At 63.7% G+C, this 21,873-nt stretch carries 19 protein-coding genes; 5 read left to right on the plus strand and 14 right to left on the minus strand.

Going from position 1 to position 21,873, the window contains the following annotated elements; all coding sequences use genetic code 11:
• Positions 1-47: 47 nt before the first annotated feature.
• The 5 genes from HZ99_RS13720 to HZ99_RS13740 form a co-directional block, all read right to left on the minus strand.
• Positions 48-1,952: a DUF1302 domain-containing protein gene (locus tag HZ99_RS13720; RefSeq protein ID WP_051903159.1), complete on the minus strand. Its 1,905-nt coding sequence runs from the start codon at positions 1,950-1,952 to the stop codon at positions 48-50.
• Between the two features lie 138 nt (positions 1,953-2,090).
• The gene (locus HZ99_RS13725; RefSeq protein ID WP_038443687.1) at positions 2,091-3,401 is read right to left on the minus strand and encodes a phospholipase; all 1,311 of its coding nucleotides are present in this window, start codon (positions 3,399-3,401) and stop codon (positions 2,091-2,093) included.
• Between the two features lie 139 nt (positions 3,402-3,540).
• A complete protein-coding gene (locus tag HZ99_RS13730; protein WP_051903160.1) occupies positions 3,541-5,130 on the minus strand; it encodes an FGGY-family carbohydrate kinase in 1,590 nt (529 codons plus the stop codon).
• Between the two features lie 10 nt (positions 5,131-5,140).
• Positions 5,141-6,730, minus strand: a complete 1,590-nt coding sequence (locus HZ99_RS13735; protein WP_038443689.1) for a glycerol-3-phosphate dehydrogenase/oxidase — start codon at positions 6,728-6,730, stop codon at positions 5,141-5,143.
• Between the two features lie 4 nt (positions 6,731-6,734).
• Positions 6,735-8,330 carry an FAD-binding oxidoreductase gene (locus HZ99_RS13740; RefSeq protein ID WP_038443691.1) on the minus strand — a complete coding sequence of 532 codons (1,596 nt, stop codon included), beginning with the start codon at positions 8,328-8,330 and terminating at the stop codon, positions 6,735-6,737.
• 228 nt (positions 8,331-8,558) lie between these two features.
• On the opposite strand from HZ99_RS13740, the gene HZ99_RS13745 reads away from it, so the two are divergent.
• From HZ99_RS13745 to HZ99_RS13765, 5 genes are all read left to right on the plus strand, one after another.
• Positions 8,559-9,584: an AraC family transcriptional regulator gene (locus tag HZ99_RS13745; RefSeq protein WP_038443694.1), complete on the plus strand. Its 1,026-nt coding sequence runs from the start codon at positions 8,559-8,561 to the stop codon at positions 9,582-9,584.
• A gap of 385 nt (positions 9,585-9,969) precedes the next feature.
• Positions 9,970-10,212, plus strand: a complete 243-nt coding sequence (locus HZ99_RS13750; protein ID WP_029299452.1) for an exodeoxyribonuclease VII small subunit — start codon at positions 9,970-9,972, stop codon at positions 10,210-10,212.
• Positions 10,209-11,096 carry a (2E,6E)-farnesyl diphosphate synthase gene (ispA, locus tag HZ99_RS13755; protein WP_038443695.1) on the plus strand — a complete coding sequence of 296 codons (888 nt, stop codon included), beginning with the start codon at positions 10,209-10,211 and terminating at the stop codon, positions 11,094-11,096. Before HZ99_RS13750 ends, ispA begins: the two co-directional genes overlap by 4 nt.
• 110 nt (positions 11,097-11,206) lie before the next feature.
• Positions 11,207-13,105 carry a 1-deoxy-D-xylulose-5-phosphate synthase gene (dxs, locus tag HZ99_RS13760; protein WP_038443696.1) on the plus strand — a complete coding sequence of 633 codons (1,899 nt, stop codon included), beginning with the start codon at positions 11,207-11,209 and terminating at the stop codon, positions 13,103-13,105.
• Between the two features lie 154 nt (positions 13,106-13,259).
• Entirely contained in the window at positions 13,260-15,155 is a 1,896-nt protein-coding gene (locus tag HZ99_RS13765; protein WP_038443698.1) for a TonB-dependent receptor domain-containing protein, read from the plus strand.
• A gap of 85 nt (positions 15,156-15,240) precedes the next feature.
• Here the strand turns inward: HZ99_RS13765 and HZ99_RS13770 are convergent, their stop codons facing one another.
• From HZ99_RS13770 to HZ99_RS13810, 9 genes are all read right to left on the minus strand, one after another.
• Positions 15,241-16,038, minus strand: coding sequence for a cobalamin-binding protein (locus HZ99_RS13770; RefSeq protein ID WP_038443699.1), 798 nt, complete (start codon positions 16,036-16,038; stop codon positions 15,241-15,243).
• Positions 16,038-16,457, minus strand: coding sequence for a nuclear FMR1 interacting 1 family protein (locus HZ99_RS13775; RefSeq protein WP_038443700.1), 420 nt, complete (start codon positions 16,455-16,457; stop codon positions 16,038-16,040). The genes HZ99_RS13770 and HZ99_RS13775 overlap by 1 nt, the downstream gene beginning before the upstream one ends.
• Positions 16,454-17,071 (minus strand): GTP cyclohydrolase II, encoded by a 618-nt coding sequence (gene ribA / locus HZ99_RS13780; protein ID WP_038443702.1) that lies wholly within the window; start codon positions 17,069-17,071, stop codon positions 16,454-16,456. Before ribA ends, HZ99_RS13775 begins: the two co-directional genes overlap by 4 nt.
• A gap of 152 nt (positions 17,072-17,223) precedes the next feature.
• Positions 17,224-17,952 carry a substrate-binding periplasmic protein gene (locus tag HZ99_RS13785; RefSeq protein WP_038443704.1) on the minus strand — a complete coding sequence of 243 codons (729 nt, stop codon included), beginning with the start codon at positions 17,950-17,952 and terminating at the stop codon, positions 17,224-17,226.
• A 66-nt stretch (positions 17,953-18,018) separates the two neighbouring features.
• Positions 18,019-18,984 carry a thiamine-phosphate kinase gene (thiL, locus tag HZ99_RS13790; protein ID WP_038443706.1) on the minus strand — a complete coding sequence of 322 codons (966 nt, stop codon included), beginning with the start codon at positions 18,982-18,984 and terminating at the stop codon, positions 18,019-18,021.
• A gap of 18 nt (positions 18,985-19,002) precedes the next feature.
• A complete protein-coding gene (gene nusB, locus HZ99_RS13795; protein WP_038443707.1) occupies positions 19,003-19,503 on the minus strand; it encodes a transcription antitermination factor NusB in 501 nt (166 codons plus the stop codon).
• The gene (gene ribE / locus HZ99_RS13800; protein WP_003176356.1) at positions 19,500-19,976 is read right to left on the minus strand and encodes a 6,7-dimethyl-8-ribityllumazine synthase; all 477 of its coding nucleotides are present in this window, start codon (positions 19,974-19,976) and stop codon (positions 19,500-19,502) included. Before ribE ends, nusB begins: the two co-directional genes overlap by 4 nt.
• A gap of 90 nt (positions 19,977-20,066) precedes the next feature.
• A complete protein-coding gene (gene ribBA, locus HZ99_RS13805; protein ID WP_038443709.1) occupies positions 20,067-21,158 on the minus strand; it encodes a bifunctional 3,4-dihydroxy-2-butanone-4-phosphate synthase/GTP cyclohydrolase II in 1,092 nt (363 codons plus the stop codon).
• Positions 21,159-21,173: 15 nt separating this feature from the next.
• On the minus strand, positions 21,174-21,836 hold the full coding sequence (locus HZ99_RS13810; RefSeq protein ID WP_038443711.1) for a riboflavin synthase: 663 nt from the start codon (positions 21,834-21,836) through the stop codon (positions 21,174-21,176).
• Between the last annotated feature and the right edge of the window lie 37 nt (positions 21,837-21,873).

The following is a 21,873-nucleotide window of genomic DNA, read 5'->3' on the forward strand; positions in this document are numbered from 1 at the left end:
ATAAACGAGGGCGGGCGAACGCCTTCGCGCCGCAGCACGGCAGCGGCTTACAGGAAGTACTTGAGGTTGAAACCAATGTTGTCGCGGTCACGGATGACGTTGTTCTGGCCGCCACCGAAGAACTCGGTGTACTGCAACTCGGCTTCCAGCTTGTTCTGGTAGTTGGCCTTGAGCCCCAGGGTGTATGCCTTGCGGCCCTCGATATAGTTGCCGGCCTGGTAGGAGTTGCCTTTGAAGTCATCCTTGTAGACCACGTAGGGCGACAGGTTGACCCCGGCGAACACGTCGTTCCAGGTACCGTTGAACATCACCGTATAGCTATATGAGTCACGGCTGACCTGGTCATCACGATCACCGCCGGACACATAGGAGGTATTGCCACTGCCCGCGTAGTAGCGGGTGCTGCCGTCGTAGGCCTGGTACTTCAGGCTGCTGCCGCGCAGGTGCTCGGAGGCCAGTTCAAACACGCCGAACAGCGAGTCGAAGCTCAGGCCCGGGCCGAAGTTATAGATGCTGCCCACCGACGTATTGAACGCCTCGACGCGCTCGGAGTTGTCGATCTGGCTGGCGAGGTTGACCATCTGCCCGCCGACATTGATGAACTGCCCGCCCGCCGCCGCGCCGGCACCATTGGCCAGGTCGCCGATCAAGTCGTTGGTGGCGGCAACGCCAATGGGCAGGTTCGGCCGGTAGGCCAGCTCGCCGAACACCGAGGCCTTGCCCAGGGTGGTGTTGAAGCTGAAGCCGTACATGCGGATATCTTCGGCATAGCGCCGGTGCGCCTGGATATTGCCCATCACGTCCACCGTTGCCAGGCCGTTGGCCAAGGCCGCCGCCTGACTGCCGGCCACCGACGACAGCATGCTGGTCAGCGCCGCCATGTCGATACCCTTGTAACCCGCCAGGTCCGCGGCGATGGTCGGCTCCTTGGCGTGGTAGTTGACCAGGTACAGGCCGAACTCGGTGCTGTTGAGTTCCTCGGCGATGTAACGGAAGGCGAAGCCGAACTGGCCATCGTTGCGCGCGTTGTAGTCCTTGCCGATGGACGCCACCTTGAGGGTGTTGCCGTAGGCCGGGGTCATGCCGTTGGCATAGAGCCCGGTGCTGCGCAGCATGCCCCCAAGCATGGGGTTGTTGCCCAGGGCGTCGTACAGGCCGATGACGTTGCCGCCGATAGGTGTCGGGGTATCGAGGGCGCTGCCGCTGAAGTTGTTGTAGCCCGTGCGGCCGCCATCCGCGAACAGGTCGCTCTGGGAATAGAAGGTGCCGACCGGATCGATGCGGGTCTCTTTCCAGTTCCACTGGTAGAAGCTCTCCATCGACAGGTTGTCGCTCAAGCCGATATTGAAGCTGATGGCCTCCACCGGCATCAGCACTTCCTTGACCTCGGCCCCCGGCAGGCGGTATTTGGCGGCGTCCACCGGGTTGGTGGTATTGACCCCGCCGCGATAGAAAATGCCCTCGCCCCAGTTGAACACCTGGCGCCCCAGGCGCGCGGTCAGGGGCATCTGGCCCACGTCCCAGTTGCCATAAATATAGGAGTCGAGGATCTCCACGCGGCTACCGGCGATGTCGCGGGTCTGGTCGGTGAAGCGGTCATCCCGCGGATGGCTCTGGCTGGGTTGCGACGGGTTGTTGTTGCGATAGTAATCGTTGCGCTTGTCCATGATCTGGGTGTCATAGAACCCCGTGCCACGCACGAACAGCCCGTAGTTCTGGTAGTTGGCCTCCAGCTCCGAGGTGATCTTGTACACCTCGGAAACCAGCCCGGTATCGAAGTTGCGATTACCGTCGTTGGTGTTGACGTCATCGTTGCCCTTGTCACGCCCCTGGACCCGCCACAGGCGCCCATAAGACAGGGTGCTGTCGAACGAGCCGGTGACCTGGTTGTCCAGCAGGCTGAATTCCATGGCCTGCACGCCCCCGCCGCTGCACAGTTGCAGCAGCCCCATCAGGCCAACGCCAGCCCCAGTGGATTTGATGGACCATTTACCCTCGGATCCCGAGCCTTGCGCGCGCACTGTCGTGCTCATTGCCGTCTCTCCCCTGCAACCTTTTTTGTTGTTATTGCACTGCGATGTTTTGTTGTTTCACTGCGCCGGCGCCGGGCGATCGAGGCCGGCCCTGACGTAGTTGCGGCTGTGGGCGCCAAAGTGGCGCAGCAGTTGCACCAGTTGTTCGTTGAGCCGGGCATGATCGTAGCGCTCGGCGGACAACTGGTTGCCCGCACTGAAGCTCTGGATCGCCCCGGGCGTGGCCAGCCACTGGCCGATGGCCTCGTCGAACGCCACCGCCTGGGCATCCGCCTCGGCGCTGACGACCTGGCGCAGATAGTCAGCCGAATAGGCGGGGTAATCGGCGTCCCGGGAGGTGTCGGCATAGGCCACCAGCATCGGGTTGCTCGCCCCCGTCAGCAGCAGATGGCGCAGCCAGGCGAACTGATAGCGCTCCACCTCATTGTGGCGCGTGGCGACACGCTCAATCGCCGCTCGCTTGTCGCTGTCGTAGCCGGCCAGGGCCTTGCCTTCCATCAGCAGCATGCTGGTCAGGTCATCGCCCGGCAGCGTGGTGGCGTGATAAGGCTGGGTCAGGTCCTGCAGGTAGTGCATGCCCCAGCCCAGGAAGCGATAGCCCCAATAGGGATGGCCATTGGCGAAGGCGAAACGCGCCAGGCCGAAGTACTGGTAGGCCCGCCAGTCCGGCCAGTTGCGCAGTAAAAAAGGCGCTGCAACATAAACCACTGCGCGCTCGTGGAAGAAGCCCATATGGAACGGCGCCTGGGAGCTGTACTGGAAACGCGCATCGCCAAACGACTGCTCACCGAAGCCATACAAGGCGCCAACCTCGCCCGGGTTATCGCTGAACAGATTGATATCGTGACCGTAGTCCGGCTCGTCCGCGGCGGTTGCCAGCACCGCAAGCGGCGCAACGCTCTGCCCTGGCTGCAGTTGGATAAAGCGCTGGCGATTCCACGGCGAGAGCGTTTGCTCGACCATCACAGCAACGGCCTTGACCTGCGGGCGCCCCGCCAGGCTCTCCCCAGGCATGGGCTGGATCACCTGGGCCAGGTGGATCTGCGGGTTGATCCGCAGCGCCATGAGAAAGTCCCGGCGCAGATCGGCCCCGGGTTGTGGCACCAGGCGCAGGTTGTCGGGGCGCGGCGGGTAGTCGGGAAAGTGGCTGCGGGCGAAGTTTTCCTGCTCGTCCAGCAAGGCCACCAGGCCTGAATATTGCTGGGACACAAACTCTTCGAGGGACTCGACCGGCACCTCGGGCGCCTCGCGCAACGCGGGCAACTGCTGCAAGGCCAGGTAGCTGCCCACGCTGTGATTGGACCATGCGCCGGCCCCGGGTGACAGACTCCACAGCCCCAGGCACAGCAGCAACGACGGCAACTTCATGGCTTTACGCTCTTGTTGTAGATGCGTTCAGCCTAACAATCCGGGTATGCCCCGACACTGTCCGATCTTGCCAAAAAAACTCTCCAATAGCGCCAAGCCGCGGACCTGGGCTGAGCCCGCACCTGCATGGGCGCGGGGTCTACGCCGGGTAGCCGGTGATCTCGCGGATGCTCTGGTACAGCGGCTTGAGCTGGCGATACATGTGCAGGTAGACCTCGCGGTACAAGCGTTCGTACAGCTGTTGCGCCTCGGGCCGGGGCATGAAGACCTCGGCGGTGCGGGTCATGGCCGCGATGGCCGTCTCGAAGTCCGGATACAGCCCAAGCCCCACGGCACAGGCAATCCCGGCCCCCAGCCCGGACGCCTCATAGACATGTGGACGCTCGGCGGGCAAGCCAAAGATATCGGCAGTCAGCTGCATCGCCGCGTCGCTCTGGGATCCGCCACCGGCTACGCGCAAACGCTTGATCGACAGTTTCGAACGGCGCTCGATACGCTCCTTGCCCTGACGCAATGCATAGGCCAGGCCCTCAAGGATTGCCCGGTAGATATGGGCCCGGGTGTGCACATCGCCAAAGCCGATCATCGCGCCCTTGGCCTCCACCCCCGGCTCGCGGATGCCCGGCGACCAGTAGGGTTGCAGGGTCAGGCCCATGGAGCCGGGCGGCACTGCATTGACCAGCGCATCGAACAACTGCTCCGGCTCCAGGCCCTGCTCGCGGGCCTGCTGCATTTCTCGCAGGCCGAACTCGTTCTTGAACCAGCTGACCATCCAGTAACCGCGATAGATCATCACTTCACAGTTGTAGTGATCGGGGATCGCCGCCGGATAAGGCGGGATCAGCGGGACAATCTCCAGATAACGCGAGCGCGTGGTGGTGATGGTCGCCGTGGTGCCGTAGGACAGGCAGGCGGTCGTCGACTCCACCACGCCGGAACCGAGCACCTCGCAAGCCTTGTCGGAGCCCGCGGCAATCAGTGGCAGGCCCTCGGGGATCCCGGTATGGCGGCTGGCCTCGGCGGTGATGCGGCCCAGTTCTTCCCCTGGTTTGTGCAGGCTTGGCAGTTGCTCCGCGCGCACCGCCAGGGCCTGCCATTTCCAGTCCCGGGGTGCGGCCCAGCGCAGGTGCTTGAAGTCGAAGGGCAAGTAGCCCACGCAGCACCCCACCGAGTCGACAAAACGCCCGGTCAGGCGATGGCTGAGGAATCCCGAGAGCAGCAGGAACTTGTCAGTGGCAGCCCAGATATCCGGTTGATGCTGGGCAATCCAGTTGGCCTCGGCCTGGGCGCGAAAGTAGTCCACCGTGGCCTCGGCGCCGATCAATTTGAACAGCCAACCCCAAGGGCCCTTGATCCCGCCCTCAGGCTCGCACTGGCGCTGGTCGAGCCAGAGGATTGCCGGGCGCAACGCCTGGCCCTGGGCGTCGACATTGATCAGCGTGCCGCGCTGGGTCGTCAGGGATACGCCCCGGATCAAACTGCGGTCGACGCCGGTCTGCGCCCACAACTGCTGGCACGCTTCCCCCAGCTTGCGCCAGTAATAATCCGGGTCCTGCTCGGCCCAGCCGGGCTGGCTGGAATAGTAGGCCTGCAACTCGACCTTGCCTTTGCCCAACAGGTTGCCCTGCAGGTCGAACAACAGCGCGCGGACACTCTGGGTGCCGTTGTCGATCGCCAGCACATAGTGTTTGCCGGGGGTATTGTTATCCACGAAGCTCTCTGTATTCATGAAGCGCTCTTCAGATCGAGGCGGAGGGAACGCTGTGATGGCGTTGCCAGAGTTGCAGGTAGCGCTGCTGTTCCTGTTCCCAGCGGGCGTCGTCCCAACCCAGGCGCGGCTGGCATAGCCGGCGGATGTCCGCCAGGTAGTGAACAGCGCCTTCGGCCAGGAGCAGGCCAAGGCGCGTGCGCCGCAGCAACAGGTCGTCCAAGTGCAGGACCATCTCGGTTTCGGCTGCGAAGGCCAGCTCCGCCCACAGGGTATCGCTGGCCCCGACACAGTCGCTGCCCAAGAGGCGTATCAGGCTGGCCAGGCGTGGCAGATCGCGGCCATGGCGCCCGGCCAGGCGGCGCAGGCCGGCGGCGCTCAGCTCGGGAATATCCAGCAGTGGCACGGCCTGGAACACCGCCGCGCCGTCATCCTCCAGGGGCTTGCCAAGCATCCCGGCACAAGCCCGCAACACCTCGATGGCCTGGGGCCGGAAGGTGGTCAGCTTGCCGCCCGCCAGGGTCACGCAACCCGGCTCCTGCCACAACACATGTTCGCGGGTTTCATTGGAGGGGTTGGTCTGGGAGTCGGCGGCGCCCACCACCGGGCGCACCCCGGACCAGGTGCACAGCACGTCCGCCGCAGTCACCTGGGCCTGGGGAAATGGCTGGGCGCAGGCCTCCAGCAGGTAGTCGAGTTCTTCACGGGTGATGCTCGCACCGAGGTCCAGATCCTCGCGATGATCCAGATCGGTGGTGCCCACCACGGTGGCCCCTTCCCAGGGAAAAACGAACACCGGACGACCGTCGCGCCGGTGCATGAAACTGAAGGCATGGGCCACCGGCAGGCGCCAGCCGGGCAGCAGCAAATGACTGCCACGCAAAGGCCGCAACTGGCGCTGTCCGCCGCCCGATTGCAGGCGCTCAGCCCAGGCGCCCGTAGCCACCGCCAGCACCGCGCAACGCACTTGCCTGACGGTGCCGTCTTCGGCGTCCTCGACCTCGACGCCACACACGCGCCCGTCCTCACGCAGCACCTGACGCACCCGCAGGCCGTTCAGCGCCCAGGCGCCATCGGCACGGGCCTCGGCCAACACGCGCATCACCAGGCGGGCATCGTCGGTCAGCGCATCGCGAAACTGCGAGGCTCCCAGCAGCCCCGGCTCCATGAGCCCCGGCGCCAGGTAGCGCAGTTGTGCAGGCTGATGGAACTGCCGGCTGCGGCAACCTGCCAGGGCGTCATACAGCCGCAGCAAGCCGCCGAACACCCGCGGCCCGGGGAACCTGCCGCGATAGTGCGGCATCAGGAAACTCATGGGCTCCACCAGCCCCGGGGCTTCGCCCATCAGGCGCTGGCGCTCGCGCACCGAATCACGGGCCAGGCGCCATTGGCCCTTGGCGATGTAGCGCAGGCCGCCATGGACCATTTTCGACGAACGGCTGGAGGTGCCCCAGGCAAAATCCCGTTGCTCCAGCAGCAGGCAGCGCCAGCCGCGACGGGCCGCCTCGCGCAGGATCCCGGCACCGCTGATGCCGCCGCCAATCACGATCAAGTCCCAGGTTTCATTCGCCAGTTGTGGGAGCGCAGCCTCGCGCCATGGGGCATTCCAGTCATCGCTCATGGGCCTAGTCTTCCAGCAGGGTGCCGGGGTTGAGGCGCCCGGACGGATCAAAATGCCGGCTCAGGCTGTGCAGCGCGGCCATCGCCAATTCGCCCTTCTCCCTCGGCAGGTAGGGCGCGTGGTCCTTGCCCACACCATGCTGGTGACTGATGGTGCCGTGGTTTTCGACGATGGTGCGGCTGGCTGCCTGCTTCAGCGCTTTCCAACGCTGCAGCGTGGCCGGGTAGTCCGCCGCCGGACGGAACACGTAGCTGGTGTAGATGCTCGAACCTTCGCCATAGACATGGGACAGATGGGTGAACACATGGACCCGCTCACCCTCGGCGGCCAGGCAGTCGCGCAGGCTGGCCTCGATAGCGTGCAGCAAGGTGTCGACATGGCACCAGTCGGTCGCGGTCTCCAGGGTGTCGACCACGTAGCCGGCGCGCCAGAGGTTCTCCCGCAGGTAGGGAAAGCGGAAACGGTTCTGTTGCCATTTCTTGCCCAGCAGGGTGCCGGTGAACACCCCGCCAAAGGCCTTGAGGTGCTGGCGCGCCTGACGCAACGACAGCGCATTCTGCCGACGATTGCCAGTGACTCCAAAGGTCAGCAGGCATTTGCCCTCGCCCGCGCCGCGTAGCGCCAGGTAGCGCTCCAGCCAGGCGATCTGCCGGGGGTGGCCGGCCAGCGCCAGCTGGGTCTGGGTTTCCATGGCATTGGACAGGCGCAGCATCGACAGTGGCACCCGTGCCTGCACCAGTTGCCGGATCGCCTGCAGGGCCCGGGGCCAGTCCGGCAGGAACACCCCATAGAAGCGCTCGTCCTCGGGCAGGGCACTGACCCGCACCTTGACCGTGGAAATGATGCCGAAGCGCCCTTCACTGCCCAACACCACCTCCCGCAGGTCTGGCCCCGCGGCCGAGGCCGGGAAACTCGGGATCTCCAGGGGTCCGGCGAACGTCTCCAGAGTGCCGCCGGCGAACAGTTGCTCGATCCGCCCGTAGCGCAACGATTGCTGGCCGCTGGAACGGCTGGCCACCCAGCCGCCCAGGGTCGACAGCTCCCAGGACTGCGGAAAGTGCCCCAGGGTGTAGCCTTTGGCGCGCAATTGGCTCTCGACCTGGGGGCCACTGGCACCGGGGCCGAAGGTGGCGATCAGGCTTTGCTCATCGAGGTCGAGCAGGCGATTCATGTGCGCCAGGGACACCGTCAGCACCGGGCGCGTGGACGCCGGCGGGTTGATATGCCCCGCCACGGAAGTGCCACCCCCATAGGGGATCAGACACAAGTCGGCACTTTCAGCCAGGGCCAGCAACTGGCGGATCTGCTCGACACTTTCCGGCAGGGCCACGGCATCGGGGTACCGGCCCAGCGCGCCTTCGCGCAGGGCCAGCCAGTCGGGCAGGCTCTGTCCGCGGGCATGCATCAGGCGGTCCCGTGGCTCGATACTGTAAAGCGGATGGGCCGCCAGGCGCGACGCGGGAACCCCCGCGAGGGCGCTGTCCAGGCTGGCGTCGGGCAGGGTCTGCCCGTCGCCCAATCGCTCACACAGAAACTGCGCCCCATGGGCAGGCATCTCCATCTGCGTGGTTTCTTCACCCCAGCCGTTCCAGCGTCGCATGCCTGTTTCTCCCCGCAGATCGTGTGATTTTCAGTCCTCCCATACTAATCAGCCCGCGCACGCTGTCACGGTCGCATCAGGACAGATGGAGTAGCCAATTGGGTCAATCGCGCCATTACCCGACGCCGCTACGGGAGCATTTACTTTAGTCACGATTTCAAATTACCTTGCGTGCCATCGACGCGCGCAAGGCACTGCCGCCGGCAACACCCCGCCAGGAACCCGATCATGCAGACACTCGGCTCTACCTCCGTCCCTCCTCTGCTGAAGTACCTGCGCCATGCCGAACAGCTCGGCGTGGCGACCGCCCCCGCGTTGGAAGCGGCCGGGATCGCTGCAGGCCAGTTGGACGACAACAGCCTGCGCCTGCCCGTGGAAGCCCACGAACGCCTGCTGGAGTATTTCTGCGAGCATTCCGGGGACTTGCTGTTCGGGCTCAACTCGGCCCGTTTCGTGTTGCCCAACTCGTGGAGCGTGCTGGGCTACATCACCATGAACTGCGCAACCCTGGGCGAGGCGATGAACCGCATCATGCCGTTCGAAAAACTGGTGGGCGACATGGGGACCAGCCGCGCAGAAATGGTCCATGACCAGGTACGGCTGATCTGGAACTGCCGCCACCAGCAGCCACACATCCGTCGGCACATGGTGGAGAACGTGCTGGCGTCCTGGCTGGTGTATGCCCGCTGGATCGCCGACACCGAACTGTCGCCCAGCCAAGTGTTGCTCGAACACCCTCTGCCGGACGGCGTACAACTGAGCCAATACGAGGATGTCTTCGGTTGCCCGGTGCTGTTCGAACAGCCCTGCTCGGCCCTGGTGGCGCCCTTGAGCTACCTGCAGACACCCCTGCGCCAGGCCGATGCGCAATTGCTGCGCACCCTGGAGGAACACGCCCTGGCCCTGATGGCCTCGCTGGACGATTCAACCCTGGCGCTGCGGGTGAAAAACGTCCTGCGCCAATTGCTCAAGGAAGGTCTGCCGCGCAAGGAACAGGTGGCCGAGCAGTTCGCCATGTCGGTGCGTACCTTGCAACGCCAGTTGCAGCAGGCGGGCACCTCCTACCAGCAGATCCTCGACGACCTGCGCCAGGAACTGGCCGAGCACTACTTGCTGCACAGCGACCTGCCGATCCAGGACATCGCCCAATACCTGGGTTTCACCGAACCACGCTCGTTCCACCGCACCTTCAAGAGCCGCACCGGCATGCCGCCGGGAGAGTATCGGCAGACCCATCGTGGCAGTTACCTGTAGGAGCCGGCTTGTCAGCGATAACGGTCGCTCAGGCGCCATCAACATCAGCAGTGCCGCCGGCCGCCCATGGATGCTCGACTCTCCCCCCAGGACTACCTGCCCATGACCCGCCGCCTCCTGCTTATCCTTGGCCACCCCGCGAGGGGCGGTATCGGGTTTACTCGGCACAGAGCGTTGAGCTGCTGACGTTTATCAAAAGAAGCGCGAGTTGATAACGCAGATCGAAGCCCTGCTGCAGGTGCATACAGCGGCGGTGGAGTTTGAGGGCCGCCTGGAGCAGCCCCATGCACAACCACGCAACCAGTACGTGCCCTGCCCCCAATTTGCCCCTCCCCCCCCTATCTGCTAGTGTCGCGCCCGTTTACCGTCAACCGGAATAGCCGCCATGGCCCGCAAAAAAGTTGCACTCGATTTCGAACAATCCCTCGCCGATCTGCAAACCCTGGTCGAGCGTCTGGAGAACGGCGAGTTGTCGCTGGAAGACTCGTTGACGGCGTTCGAGCAAGGCATTGGCCTGACCCGTGATTGCCAGAGCGCCCTGGCGCAGGCGGAGCAGAAGGTCCAGGTGTTGCTGGAGCGGGATGGGGAGTTGGCCGAAGAACCTTTCGACGCGGAACAAGCGCAATGATCGACGTTTATCAGGCCAGCAGTCAGGCCCGGGTCAATGCTGCGCTGCAACCGCTGTTCGTGGCGCCAAGCCCGGAATTGGCGCGGCTGTATGAAGCCATGCGCTACAGCGTGATGAACGGTGGCAAGCGCGTACGGCCATTGCTCGCCTATGCGGCCTGTGAGGCGCTGGGTGTGGACGCCGCGCAAGCCAATGGCGCGGCATGTGCGGTGGAATTGATTCATGCCTACTCGCTGGTGCATGACGACTTGCCGGCGATGGATGATGACGATCTGCGCCGCGGCCAGCCCACCACCCACAAAGCCTTCGACGAAGCCTGTGCGATCCTCGCCGGCGACGGCCTGCAAAGCCTGGCGTTCAGCGCCTTGCTTGATCCGCGCCTGAGCGATGTCAATGCCCAGACCCGCCTGCGCATGGTCACCGCGCTGGCCACGGCAGCGGGCCCGGCCGGCATGGTCGGGGGCCAGGCAATTGATTTGGGGTCGGTCGGCGTCAAGCTGGATCAGCAAGCCCTGGAGTATATGCACCGGCACAAGACCGGTGCACTGATCGAGGCTGCCGTGCACCTCGGCGCCCTGGCCAGTGGCCGCGCCGAAGCTGCACAGTTGGCCGCCTTGCAGACCTACGCCCGGGCCATCGGCCTGGCATTCCAGGTGCAGGACGATATTCTCGACGTGGAAAGCGATACCGCGACCCTGGGCAAGCGCCAGGGCGCCGATATTGCCCGGGACAAGCCGACCTATCCGTCGCTGCTGGGGCTGGAAGCCGCCAAGGCCTATGCCCTGGAACTGCGGGACCAGGCCCTGGCCGCCCTGCGACCATTCGACGCGGCAGCCGAGCCGCTGCGTGACCTGGCGCGGTATATCGTCGAGCGCCGCCACTGATTACAGCGGCCATTACCGCCGCATATCGGCCAAGTTCGGTGCTCCGCGTGGGCAGTTTGCGATGCTTGAGGTAAACTGCCGCCTCTTCTATACCTATAACGATTCGCCTGATGCCCACGACGTTTCAAGAGATTCCCCGCAAGCGCCCGACCACGCCTCTGCTGGACCGTGCCAACACGCCGGCCGGCTTGCGCCGCCTGGGTGAAGCCGAGCTGGAAACCCTGGCCGATGAGTTGCGCCTGGAATTGCTCTACACGGTCGGCCAGACCGGTGGGCATTTTGGTGCCGGCCTGGGCGTCATCGAGCTGACCATCGCGCTGCATTACGTATTCGACACCCCGGACGACCGGCTGGTGTGGGACGTGGGCCACCAGGCGTATCCGCATAAAATCCTCACCGGACGCCGCGAGCGCATGGCCACCTTGCGCCAGAAGGATGGCATTGCCGCCTTCCCGCGTCGCTCCGAGAGCGAGTACGACACCTTTGGCGTCGGCCATTCCAGCACCTCGATCAGCGCAGCGCTGGGCATGGCGATTGCTGCCCGCCTGCAAAACAGTGATCGCAAGGCAATTGCCGTGATCGGTGATGGCGCGCTGACTGCCGGCATGGCGTTCGAAGCGTTGAACCATGCGCCGGAAGTGGACGCCAACATGCTGGTGATCCTCAACGACAACGACATGTCGATCTCGCGCAACGTCGGCGGCCTGTCCAATTACCTGGCGAAGATTCTCTCCAGCCGCACCTACGCCAGTATGCGCGAGGGCAGCAAGAAGGTGCTGTCGCGTCTGCCTGGCGCGTGGGAAATTGCCCGCCGCACCGAAGAATACGCCAAGGGCATGCTGGTCCCCGGCACCCTGTTCGAGGAGCTGGGCTGGAACTACATCGGCCCGATCGATGGCCACGACCTGCCGACCCTGATTGCGACCCTGCGCAACATGCGCGACCTCAAGGGCCCGCAGTTCCTGCACGTCGTCACCAAGAAGGGCAAGGGCTTCGCCCCGGCGGAAGTCGACCCGATTGGTTACCACGCCATTACCAAGCTCGAACCGCTGGACGCCCCCGTGGCGGCGCCGAAAAAGACCGGCGGGCCGAAGTACTCCGGTGTGTTTGGCGAGTGGCTGTGCGACATGGCCGCCGCTGACCCGCGCCTGGTGGGCATTACCCCGGCGATGAAGGAAGGCTCTGACCTGGTGGCGTTCAGCGAGCGTTTCCCGCTGCGCTACTTCGACGTGGCCATCGCCGAGCAACACGCGGTGACCTTTGCCGCCGGCATGGCCTGCGAAGGCGCCAAGCCGGTGGTGGCGATCTACTCCACCTTCCTGCAACGCGGCTATGACCAGCTTGTTCATGATGTGGCCGTGCAGAACCTCGACGTGCTGTTCGCCATCGACCGCGCCGGCCTGGTGGGCGAAGACGGCCCGACCCATGCTGGCAGCTACGACCTGTCGTACTTGCGCTGCATCCCCGGCATGCTGGTGATGACCCCGAGCGACGAGAACGAGCTGCGCAAGATGCTCAGCACCGGCCACCTGTACAACGGCCCCGCGGCGGTACGCTACCCCCGTGGCAATGGCCCGAATGCAGTGATCGAGAAAGACCTGGAACCGATCGAGATCGGCAAGGGTATCGTGCGTCGCCAGGGCAGCAAGACCGCGTTCCTGGTGTTCGGCGTGCAACTGGCCGAAGCCCTGAAAGTGGCAGAGAAAATCGACGCCACGGTGATCGACATGCGCTTCGTCAAACCCCTGGACGAAGCCCTGGTGCGCGAGATTGCCGGCAGCCATGAGTTGCTGGTGACGGTTGAAGAAAACGCCATCATGGGCGGCGCCGGTGCAGCGGTCAGCGAGTTCCTGGCGCGGGAGAACATGCTCAAGTCGGTGCTGCACCTGGGCTTGCCGGACATTTATGTAGAACACGCCAAGCCGGCGCAGATGCTGGCTGAGTGTGGGTTGGATGAAGCGGGGATCGAGGCTGCTGTTCGCCAGCGCATGGCCTTGCTCGGCCTGTAACCCAATCCCCCGGTAAAAACCGGATCAAATTGTGGGAGCTGACTTGCCTGCGATAGCATCACCTCCGTCTATCTGAAAGACCGAGGTGTCTGCATCGCAGGCAAGCCAGGCTCCCACATTTGTTTTGTATTACCTTGGAACCCATGGACGGCCCATGAAACGCCTTCGATTTGCCCTGCCCCTGCTGTTATTGCCCACCCCGGACCTGCTCGCCGACACCCGCGACGCCGCCCTGAAACTCCCCGACGTGGTGATCAGCGCCAACCGCCAGGTGCAGGCGCGCAATGACAGCAGCGCCGCCAACACGGTCTTCACTCGCGACGATATCGACCGCCTGCAACCCTCCAGCCTCACTGACCTGCTCAGCCGCGTGCCCGGCGTGCAAGTGGCGCGCACGGGTGGCCGGGGCAGCTTGCCCGGAATTTTCATACGCGGCACCAAGTCGGCGCAAAGCCTGGTGCTGGTGGACGGCCAGCGGATCGCCAATGCCACCTCCGGCGACAGCGGCCTGCAATACCTGAATATCGATCAGATTGAACGGGTGGAAGTGCTGCGCGGGTCGCGCTCGGTGATTTACGGCAGCGACGCGATTGGCGGGGTGATCCAGGTGTTTACCCGGCGCAATGCCGGCCAGGGCCTGCAACCGCGCCTGAAACTGGGCTTTGGCAGTAACAACACCTGGGAGCGCAGCCTGGGCCTGTCGGGCGGTGATGAACGCACGCGCTTCAACCTGGGCGCGAGCCTGGATGACACCGCCGGTATCGACTGGAGCCACGCCTCCTTCCCCAGCGACCGCGACCATGATGCCTACCGCAACAAATCGGTGAGCCTGAACCTTAGCCATCAGTTCAGCGATGAGCTGGAGGTGGGTTTCAACCTGCTGGACAGCCGGGGCAGGTCAGAATATGACAACAGCTTTGGCCGCTATGACGTTGCCACTGGGCAAAGTGTCGGCCAGAAGCCCTATACCGATTACACCGTCAGCAGCGCCAGCGGCTACATCGATGCTCAGCTCAACGCGGTATGGCAGACCCGGATCGAGCTGGGCCACAGCGAAAACCGCGACACCAAGCACGACAAACTCAGCACTGACGCCAGCGTGTTCAACACCTACCGCGACTCGATCAACTGGCAGAACGACCTGGCGCTCGATCAGCAGAACAGCCTGATCCTGGGTGGCGATTGGTATGAAGACCGCTTTCACGGCAGCACCTCGTACAGCGAAAACAGCCGCTGGAACCGCGCCGCGTTTATCCAGCATCGCTTCAAGGGCGAGTGGTTTTCCACCGAACTGGGGCTGCGCCGCGACCAGAACCAGCAATTTGGTGGGCAGAACAGTTGGAGCGGTACGCTGACCTTGCCGGTCAATCGCGATAACGACCTGCTGCTCAGTTACAGCGAAGGCTTTCGCGCGCCGACGTTCAATGACCTGTACTACCCCGACACCCAATACAGCAACCCGGACCTGCAGCCTGAAACCTCGAAAAGCTACGAACTGCAATGGCGCAGCCAGCTCAACGACAGCACGCGCCTGGAAGCCTCGCTGTACCGCACCGACCTGAAAGACGCGATCATCCTGGACGCCAGCGGCAAGCCGCAAAACGTCGCCACCGCTCGCATCAACGGCTTCGAAGGTGCCCTCAAGCAGGAGTTGTTCGGCTGGCAAGGTAACCTGGGCGTGTCGATCATCGACCCACGCGACCGCAACAGCGGCCACACCCTCGCGCGCCGTGCCCGGCGCACGATGAATCTGGACCTGGACCGGCAGTTCGATCAGTTGAGCCTGGGCGCCAGCTGGCAGGCGATCAGCAGCAGCTACGACGCCGAAGACAACCGCAACCGCCTCTCGGGCTACTACCTTGTGGGATTGCGCAGCGGCTGGGCGCTGAATCGGGAAGTCGCGTTGTCGCTGAAGGTCGATAACCTGCTGGATCGCCGCTATTCAAGGGCGTGGTACAGCTATGACGAGCCGAACTTCCAGAACAACCAGCCGTATCGGGAAGAAGGCCGGACGTGGATGGTTGGGGTGACGTGGACGCCGCAGCTCTGATCCAAGGACCTCATCGCTAGCAAGCCAGCTCCTACATTGACCAACGCAATCTACTGTAGGAGCCAGCTTGCCGGCGATAACGATCTCAACGGTTCGGCGCAATCACCTGACACAACCTCGCCACCGCTTCCACCATCTGCCCACTGGGCCGCTCCAGCCCTTTGTCCGGCACGATCAGCAAGCGCCCTCGGGCCACTGCCGTCACCTGGGGCCAGGCCTTCCACTCGTTCAATTGCGCTTGATCCGCCGCCAGGATCACCTCGGGATCACGCTGCAACACCGACTCGATACTGACCTGCGGGGCGGGCAACTTGAGGTCGTCAAACACATTGCGCGCGCCACACACACTGAGCGCATCGCTGATGATCTGCCCACCACCCACGGTGTACAGCGGCTGGTTCCACACTTGGTAGAACGCCCGCAACGGCTCGCTGCGGTGATAGCGCAGGCCCAGCTCGGCCAAGCGTTGGCGCAAGCGGGCAGCCAGCTGGCGGCCATCCTCAGCGCGCCCCAATTGCCTGGCAATGGCTTCGATCTGGCTGCCCAGTTGCTCAAGGCTATGGGGTTCGGCGACGTAGATCGGGATGTTCAAGCCCTTGAGTTGCTCGCGCTGGGCGGGGCCGACGCTGCCGGGCCAGAGCAGTAGCAAGTCAGGTTGCAGGCTGAGCAGGCGCTCCATATCCAACTGCCCGTAACGCCCCACCGAGGGCACGTCGCGCAGCGCGTCAGGCCGTTCGCCGCCGTCGAGTACACCCACCAACAGGTTGGTAGCGCCCAGTTCAACGACGATTTCAGATAAGGACGGCGCGAGGCTGATCACCCGCTCGACCGCCGTCGCCGAGGCGTTGGCGGCCAGCAGCAGAACCGCCAGCCAGAGGCGCATCAACCGAGCTGACGCGGGATGCGATAGAGGTAGAACAGCACCAGGGTCGACAGGGCCAGGAGAAACAGCGGCACCGCTTCCAGGCCGACGAACACCGCCAGCGCGCCGATCCAGGCCGGGAATGCCGCGACCAGCAACGCCGTGCGCCGGCGGGCCGCCAGAGTGATCCACGCAGCCGGTTCTTCAGGCGTATCGAGGGCCCTGGAGGTGGCGATCAGTGCATGTTTGTAACCATGGAAGTAGCGCAGGCTGGCAAACATCGATGCAACACCGGCGATAAAGAACGGCATCGCCAGTACCGGCAACAAGGGCTCGCCTTTGCCAAATACCAGGTTGATCACGAACAACGGCAGCACCGCCAGCGCCAGGTACTGCCACCAACTGAAGGACAGCCGCCGCTTGACCTGGCCACGCGTCACGCCCGGTCGACCTCGCCCTGGTGCTCGTTGCCCATCATATGGTCGAGCTTGCTGGCCTTGGTCGCCAGGTAGAGTCTGTTGTGCGGGTTATGCCCGGTGTGCAGCGGCACACGTTCGGCAACGGTGATGCCCATCTCGGTCAAGGCCTTGACCTTGCGCGGGTTGTTGGTCATCAGGCGCAGGGACTGGATACCCAGGTGCTCGAGCATCGGCAGGCAGATGCCGTAGTCACGCTGGTCGGCGGCAAAGCCCAGGCGCTCATTGGCTTCCACGGTATCGGCGCCACCGTCTTGCAGTTCGTAGGCGCGGATCTTGTTCAACAAGCCAATGCCACGACCTTCCTGGCGCAGATACAGCAGCACGCCACGGCCTTCCCGGGCAATGGCTTGCAAGGCGGCTTCCAGTTGCGAGCCACAGTCGCAGCGCTGGCTGAACAGTGCGTCACCGGTCAGGCATTCGGAATGCACGCGGCCCAGGACCGGGGCGCCATCGGCCACATCGCCCAGGCTGAGCACGACATGTTCGCGCCCGGTGGCTTTTTCAAGAAAGCCATGCATGGTGAACGTGGCAAATGGGGTAGGCAGCTTGGAAGCTGCGACGAAAACGACGGGCACCGTGTGCTCCTGATTTCAAACTTCACAGAAGCGGGCATTGTAACAGCACGCTTCTATAGACGCTTAAGCTGAATTATCGCTGATAAAGATCAATCGGTTTGATTGGCCTTCGCCTTGGTTCTATGCACGACCACGGTGTTATGTAGCCGCGATCAGAACGGATAGGGTTGATTCCAGCGCTGGAAAATCGGTTTCAACTCGCCGCTTTTCACCAGCGACTCCATGCGCCGGTCAAACAACGCCATCAGCGCCCGCCCCCGCTCATTGTCGGCAAACCCCAGGAACAACGGGAGGTCGGCAATGTGCGTGAGCTTGAACGCTGACGGATCATCGGCTTGGCCAAGGATGTATTTCAATTCGGCCAAGGCATCAATGTAGAAGTCGGCCCGCCCGTGCTGGAGCATCGGCAGAATCCCGCCACGCCGCTCGATCTGGTTGAAACGGTGAATATTGGGCAGGTACTCCTCGTACTTGTAGCCGCGCACCCAGGCCAGGCGGTAAGTGCCCAGGCTCACCAGGGTCGGTACCGGGCTGCTGGCCAGGCCCAGGGCGTAGATGTGGTCGGAGTCATAGTTCCAGCGAGCGTACAGCACGCCCTCTGCTTCATCGTGATAGGAGCCGACCCAGGCATCCACTTTGCCACGCCGGGCCAGGCCGACCGAGCGGGTGTAAGGCACACTGCGAATCTTGACCTTGACCCCGGCCGGTTCGAAGATTTCCCGCAATACATCCCAGGCCAGGCCGCTGCCGTCGGCGTTGGTGTAGTCATTCCAGGTTTCACTGGCCAGGCGGATCTGGCCGGGCACTTCGGGGAAGTCATCGGCCCACCCGGGCGATGCGGCAACACACAACAGGATCAGCAACCAGCGACGTAGCCCCATGATGACGTCCTCCTGGGAAAAGCGATCTTTTCTACAACGCTGTAAAGGGTAGCGCAGCGCGCCGTATCACGGCGTCTCGCGAAAATGCTGATAACCGCGCACGGTCGGGGTGATGTCGCTGCCACTGGCATCCAGCAGCCTCACGCCCGCTCCCGCCTCCACCCGCCCGACGACATGCACCGGCCAACCGTCGGCCAGCAATGGCGCCAGTTCAGCAGGCGGCAAGGTGAACGCGAGGACGTAATCGTCGCCACCGCTCAAGGCCGCAGACCGCGCCCCGTCATCGCCGAGAAAGGCCAGCAGTGCCGCCGACAGCGGCAGCCGTTGCCGCTCGATCACCAGGCTTACGGCGCAAGCCTTGGCGATATGCCCACAATCGGCCAGCAGGCCATCGGAGATATCCAGCGCAGACGTAGCCTTGCCACGCAACGCCATGCCCAACGCCAGCTGCGGTTGCGGCGACCAATAGTGGTCCAGCAGCGGTTCGGCGATTTGAGCGGCGGCGCTTCGCTGACCCAATACCAACGGCAAGGCTCCAGCCCCATTGCCCAGCTCACCACCGACACACAACAGGTCGCCCGGCTGCGCACCACTGCGGGTCAGCGCCTGCCCTGCCGGGACACGGCCAAACACGGTGACGGTCAGGCTCAGCGGCCCACGGGTAGTATCGCCGCCCACCAACCCCACACCACAGCGCTGGGCCATGACGTTCAAACCCTGGGCATAGCGTTGCAGCCAATCGGCGGCGACCGTAGGCGTGGTGAGCGCGAGGGTAAATGCCAGGGGATAGGCGCCCATGGCCGCCAGGTCGCTGACTGCCACCGCCAGCGAGCGCTGGCCGAGCAGGAACGGGTCGCAGGGGTCGGCAAAATGCACGCCGGCCACCAGGGTATCAGTAGAAATCGCCAGCTGTTCCCCGGAGGGAACCGCCAGCAAGGCGCAGTCGTCGCCAATCCCCAGGGCAATGCCTTCGCCGCCTTGCGCGCAGGGCGCGGCGGCGAAGTAGGTGCGGATCAGCTCGAACTCGCCCATCAGGGAGTCAAGCGCAGGCTAGCGCTTGTACGCCTTCACTTCGGCGTCACGCAGGCGCGGGGCCAGCTTGTCGAGCACGCCATTGACGAACTTGTGACCGTCGGTCGAGCCGTAGACTTTCGCCAGCTCGATACCTTCGTTGATCACTACGCGGTAAGGCACGTCGACGCGATACAGCAGTTCCCAGGCGGACAGGCGCATCACGCACAGCTCGACTGGGTCCAGTTCTTCGATGGTCAAGTCCAGGCAAGGCGCCAGGGCCGTATCGATCTCGGTCAGGTGCGCATGCACACCGTGCAGGATGTCGTGGAAGTACGGCAGGTCGGCGAAGGTGAAATCGTTGTCGACGCGAAACTGTGCTTCGATCTCGTTCAACGAAGCCCCGGCCAGGTGACGCTGATACAGCGCCTGGGTCGCCAACTGACGAGCAGCGCGACGCTTCTCGTTCTTGGAAGGCTTGCCGGCATCCGCAGGACGTGGCTCGCGAGGGTTGAAACGATCGCTCTCGTCGGAAATCACTTGGCCTCCAACTGCGACAGCAGGCTGACCATTTCCAGCGCGGACAGGGCAGCTTCAGCGCCTTTGTTACCGGCCTTGGTGCCGGAACGCTCGATGGCTTGTTCGATGGAGTCAACGGTCAGTACGCCGAAGGCCACTGGCACGCCAAACTCCATGGACACCTGGGCCAGGCCCTTGGTGCACTCGCCAGCCACGTATTCGAAGTGCGGGGTGCCGCCACGAATGACCGCGCCCAGGGCGATGATCGCTGCGTATTCGCCTTGCTGGGCAACTTTCTGCGCAACCAGTGGAATTTCGAAGGCGCCAGGGGCACGGATAATCGTGATATCGCTTTCGCTCACACCGTGGCGAACCAGGGCGTCCACGGCACCGCTTACCAGGCTTTCAACCACGAAGCTGTTGAAACGGCCAACCACCAGGGCGTAGCGGCCTTTGGGGGCGATGAAGGTACCTTCGATGGTCTTCAGGGTCATTCGACAAATCTCTTAAAGAGCCGGGACGCGTCTCTGACGCGCCCCTTAGTGATATTTGAACCGCGAACAAGGCGCGACAATCGCCGGCCTTTATTCGGAGGGCACGTATTCTACTACTTCCAGGTCGAAACCGGATATCGCATTAAATTTCATGGGCGCACTCATCAGGCGCATTTTGCGCACGCCCAGGTCACGCAGGATCTGCGAACCCGCACCGACGATGCTGTAGGTGGTCGGTTTTTTCACCGGCACCTGCTCAGCACTTTCGCGGATATGCGCCAGCAGCACATCGCCATCCACCGGGTTGCCCAACAGCAGCACGACACCGCTGCCTGCCTCGGAAACCGCGGCCATGGCGGCTCGCAGGCTCCAACGGCCCGGCTGCTTGACCATCAACAGGTCACGCAGCGGGTCCATGTTGTGTACCCGCACCAGGGTCGGTTCTTCGGCGCAGATGTTGCCCAGGGTCAGGGCCATGTGCACGTCGCCTTCCACCGAATCACGGTAGGTCACCAGGTTGAAATGCCCCAGTTCGCTGTCCAGCGGCTGCTCGGCAATCCGCTGAACGGTACGTTCGTGGATCATCCGGTAGTGAATCAGGTCGGCGATGGTGCCGATCTTGATGTTGTGCTCGGAGGCAAAGGCTTCCAGCTCCGGGCGACGGGCCATGGTGCCGTCGTCGTTCATCACTTCGCAGATCACCCCGCTCGGCTCGAAACCGGCCATGCGCGCCAGGTCGCAAGCGGCCTCGGTGTGGCCGGCACGGGCCAGGGTGCCACCCGGCTGGGCCATCAGCGGGAAGATATGGCCAGGGCTGACAATGTCTTCGGCCTTGGCGTCTTTGGCCGCCGCCGCCTGTACGGTGCGGGCGCGGTCAGCGGCGGAGATGCCGGTGGTCACGCCGGTGGTCGCTTCAATGGATACGGTGAACTTGGTACCAAACCCTGAACCATTGCGCGGCGCCATCAGCGGCAGCTTGAGCAGTTCGCAGCGCTCGCGGCTCATGGGCATGCAGATCAGCCCACGGGCGTGCTTGGCCATGAAGTTGATGTGTTCCGGCTGGCACAACTCGGCAGCCATGATCAGGTCGCCTTCGTTCTCGCGGTCTTCGTCATCCATCAGGATGACCATCTTGCCTTGGCGGATATCTTCAACCAGTTCTTCGATGCTATTGAGCGCCACGCGGCACCCCCTTGGTCAGGATTTCAGGTAGCCGTTAGCGGCCAGAAAACTTTCGGTGATGTTACTGCTGGTTGGCTCTGCGGCCTTTTCGCCCAACAGAAGGCGCTCCAGGTAACGGGCAAGCAAGTCCACTTCCAGGTTCACCCGGCGACCCGGCTGGTACGAGGCCATGATGGTTTCGCTGAGGGTATGGGGAATGATGGTCAGTTCGAATTCGGCGCCATTCACGGCGTTCACGGTCAGGCTGGTGCCATCGACAGTGATCGAGCCTTTGTGGGCGATGTACTTGGCCAGCTCTTTCGGCGCACGGATGCGAAATTCCACGGCCCGCGCGTTTTCGCTGCGCGCCACCACTTCGCCGACGCCGTCGACATGGCCGCTGACCAGGTGGCCGCCCAGGCGGGTGGTCGGGGTCAGGGCTTTTTCCAGGTTCACCGGGCTACCGGCCTTGAGGTCGTTCATCGCCGTGCAGTCCAGGGTTTCCCGGCTGACGTCGGCGGCAAAGCCGTTGCCCGGCAGTTCGATGACAGTCAGGCACACGCCGCTGACGGCGATGCTGTCGCCCAGCTTGACGTCGCCAAGGTCCAGCTTGCCGGTTTCAACCAGCAGGCGTACGTCGCCGCCTTTGGGGGTCATGGCGCGGATGCTGCCGATGGATTCGATAATGCCGGTGAACATGGCCTTCTCCTGGAAAACGGTACGGGCGCCTGGGCGC

The sequence above is a fragment of the Pseudomonas fluorescens genome (genome assembly GCF_000730425.1).
GTDB lineage: Bacteria > Pseudomonadota > Gammaproteobacteria > Pseudomonadales > Pseudomonadaceae > Aquipseudomonas > Aquipseudomonas fluorescens_X.

Coding starts and splice junctions, on each gene's coding strand:
- HZ99_RS13720 (WP_051903159.1), bottom strand. CDS start 1,952: ATGGGGCTGCTGCAACTGTGCAGCGGCGGGGGCGTGCAGGCCATGGAA.
- HZ99_RS13725 (WP_038443687.1), bottom strand. CDS start 3,401: ATGAAGTTGCCGTCGTTGCTGCTGTGCCTGGGGCTGTGGAGTCTGTCA.
- HZ99_RS13730 (WP_051903160.1), bottom strand. CDS start 5,130: ATGAATACAGAGAGCTTCGTGGATAACAATACCCCCGGCAAACACTAT.
- HZ99_RS13735 (WP_038443689.1), bottom strand. CDS start 6,730: ATGAGCGATGACTGGAATGCCCCATGGCGCGAGGCTGCGCTCCCACAA.
- HZ99_RS13740 (WP_038443691.1), bottom strand. CDS start 8,330: ATGCGACGCTGGAACGGCTGGGGTGAAGAAACCACGCAGATGGAGATG.
- HZ99_RS13745 (WP_038443694.1), top strand. CDS start 8,559: ATGCAGACACTCGGCTCTACCTCCGTCCCTCCTCTGCTGAAGTACCTG.
- HZ99_RS13750 (WP_029299452.1), top strand. CDS start 9,970: ATGGCCCGCAAAAAAGTTGCACTCGATTTCGAACAATCCCTCGCCGAT.
- ispA (WP_038443695.1), top strand. CDS start 10,209: ATGATCGACGTTTATCAGGCCAGCAGTCAGGCCCGGGTCAATGCTGCG.
- dxs (WP_038443696.1), top strand. CDS start 11,207: ATGCCCACGACGTTTCAAGAGATTCCCCGCAAGCGCCCGACCACGCCT.
- HZ99_RS13765 (WP_038443698.1), top strand. CDS start 13,260: ATGAAACGCCTTCGATTTGCCCTGCCCCTGCTGTTATTGCCCACCCCG.
- HZ99_RS13770 (WP_038443699.1), bottom strand. CDS start 16,038: ATGCGCCTCTGGCTGGCGGTTCTGCTGCTGGCCGCCAACGCCTCGGCG.
- HZ99_RS13785 (WP_038443704.1), bottom strand. CDS start 17,952: ATGGGGCTACGTCGCTGGTTGCTGATCCTGTTGTGTGTTGCCGCATCG.
- thiL (WP_038443706.1), bottom strand. CDS start 18,984: ATGGGCGAGTTCGAGCTGATCCGCACCTACTTCGCCGCCGCGCCCTGC.
- ribE (WP_003176356.1), bottom strand. CDS start 19,976: ATGACCCTGAAGACCATCGAAGGTACCTTCATCGCCCCCAAAGGCCGC.
- HZ99_RS13810 (WP_038443711.1), bottom strand. CDS start 21,836: ATGTTCACCGGCATTATCGAATCCATCGGCAGCATCCGCGCCATGACC.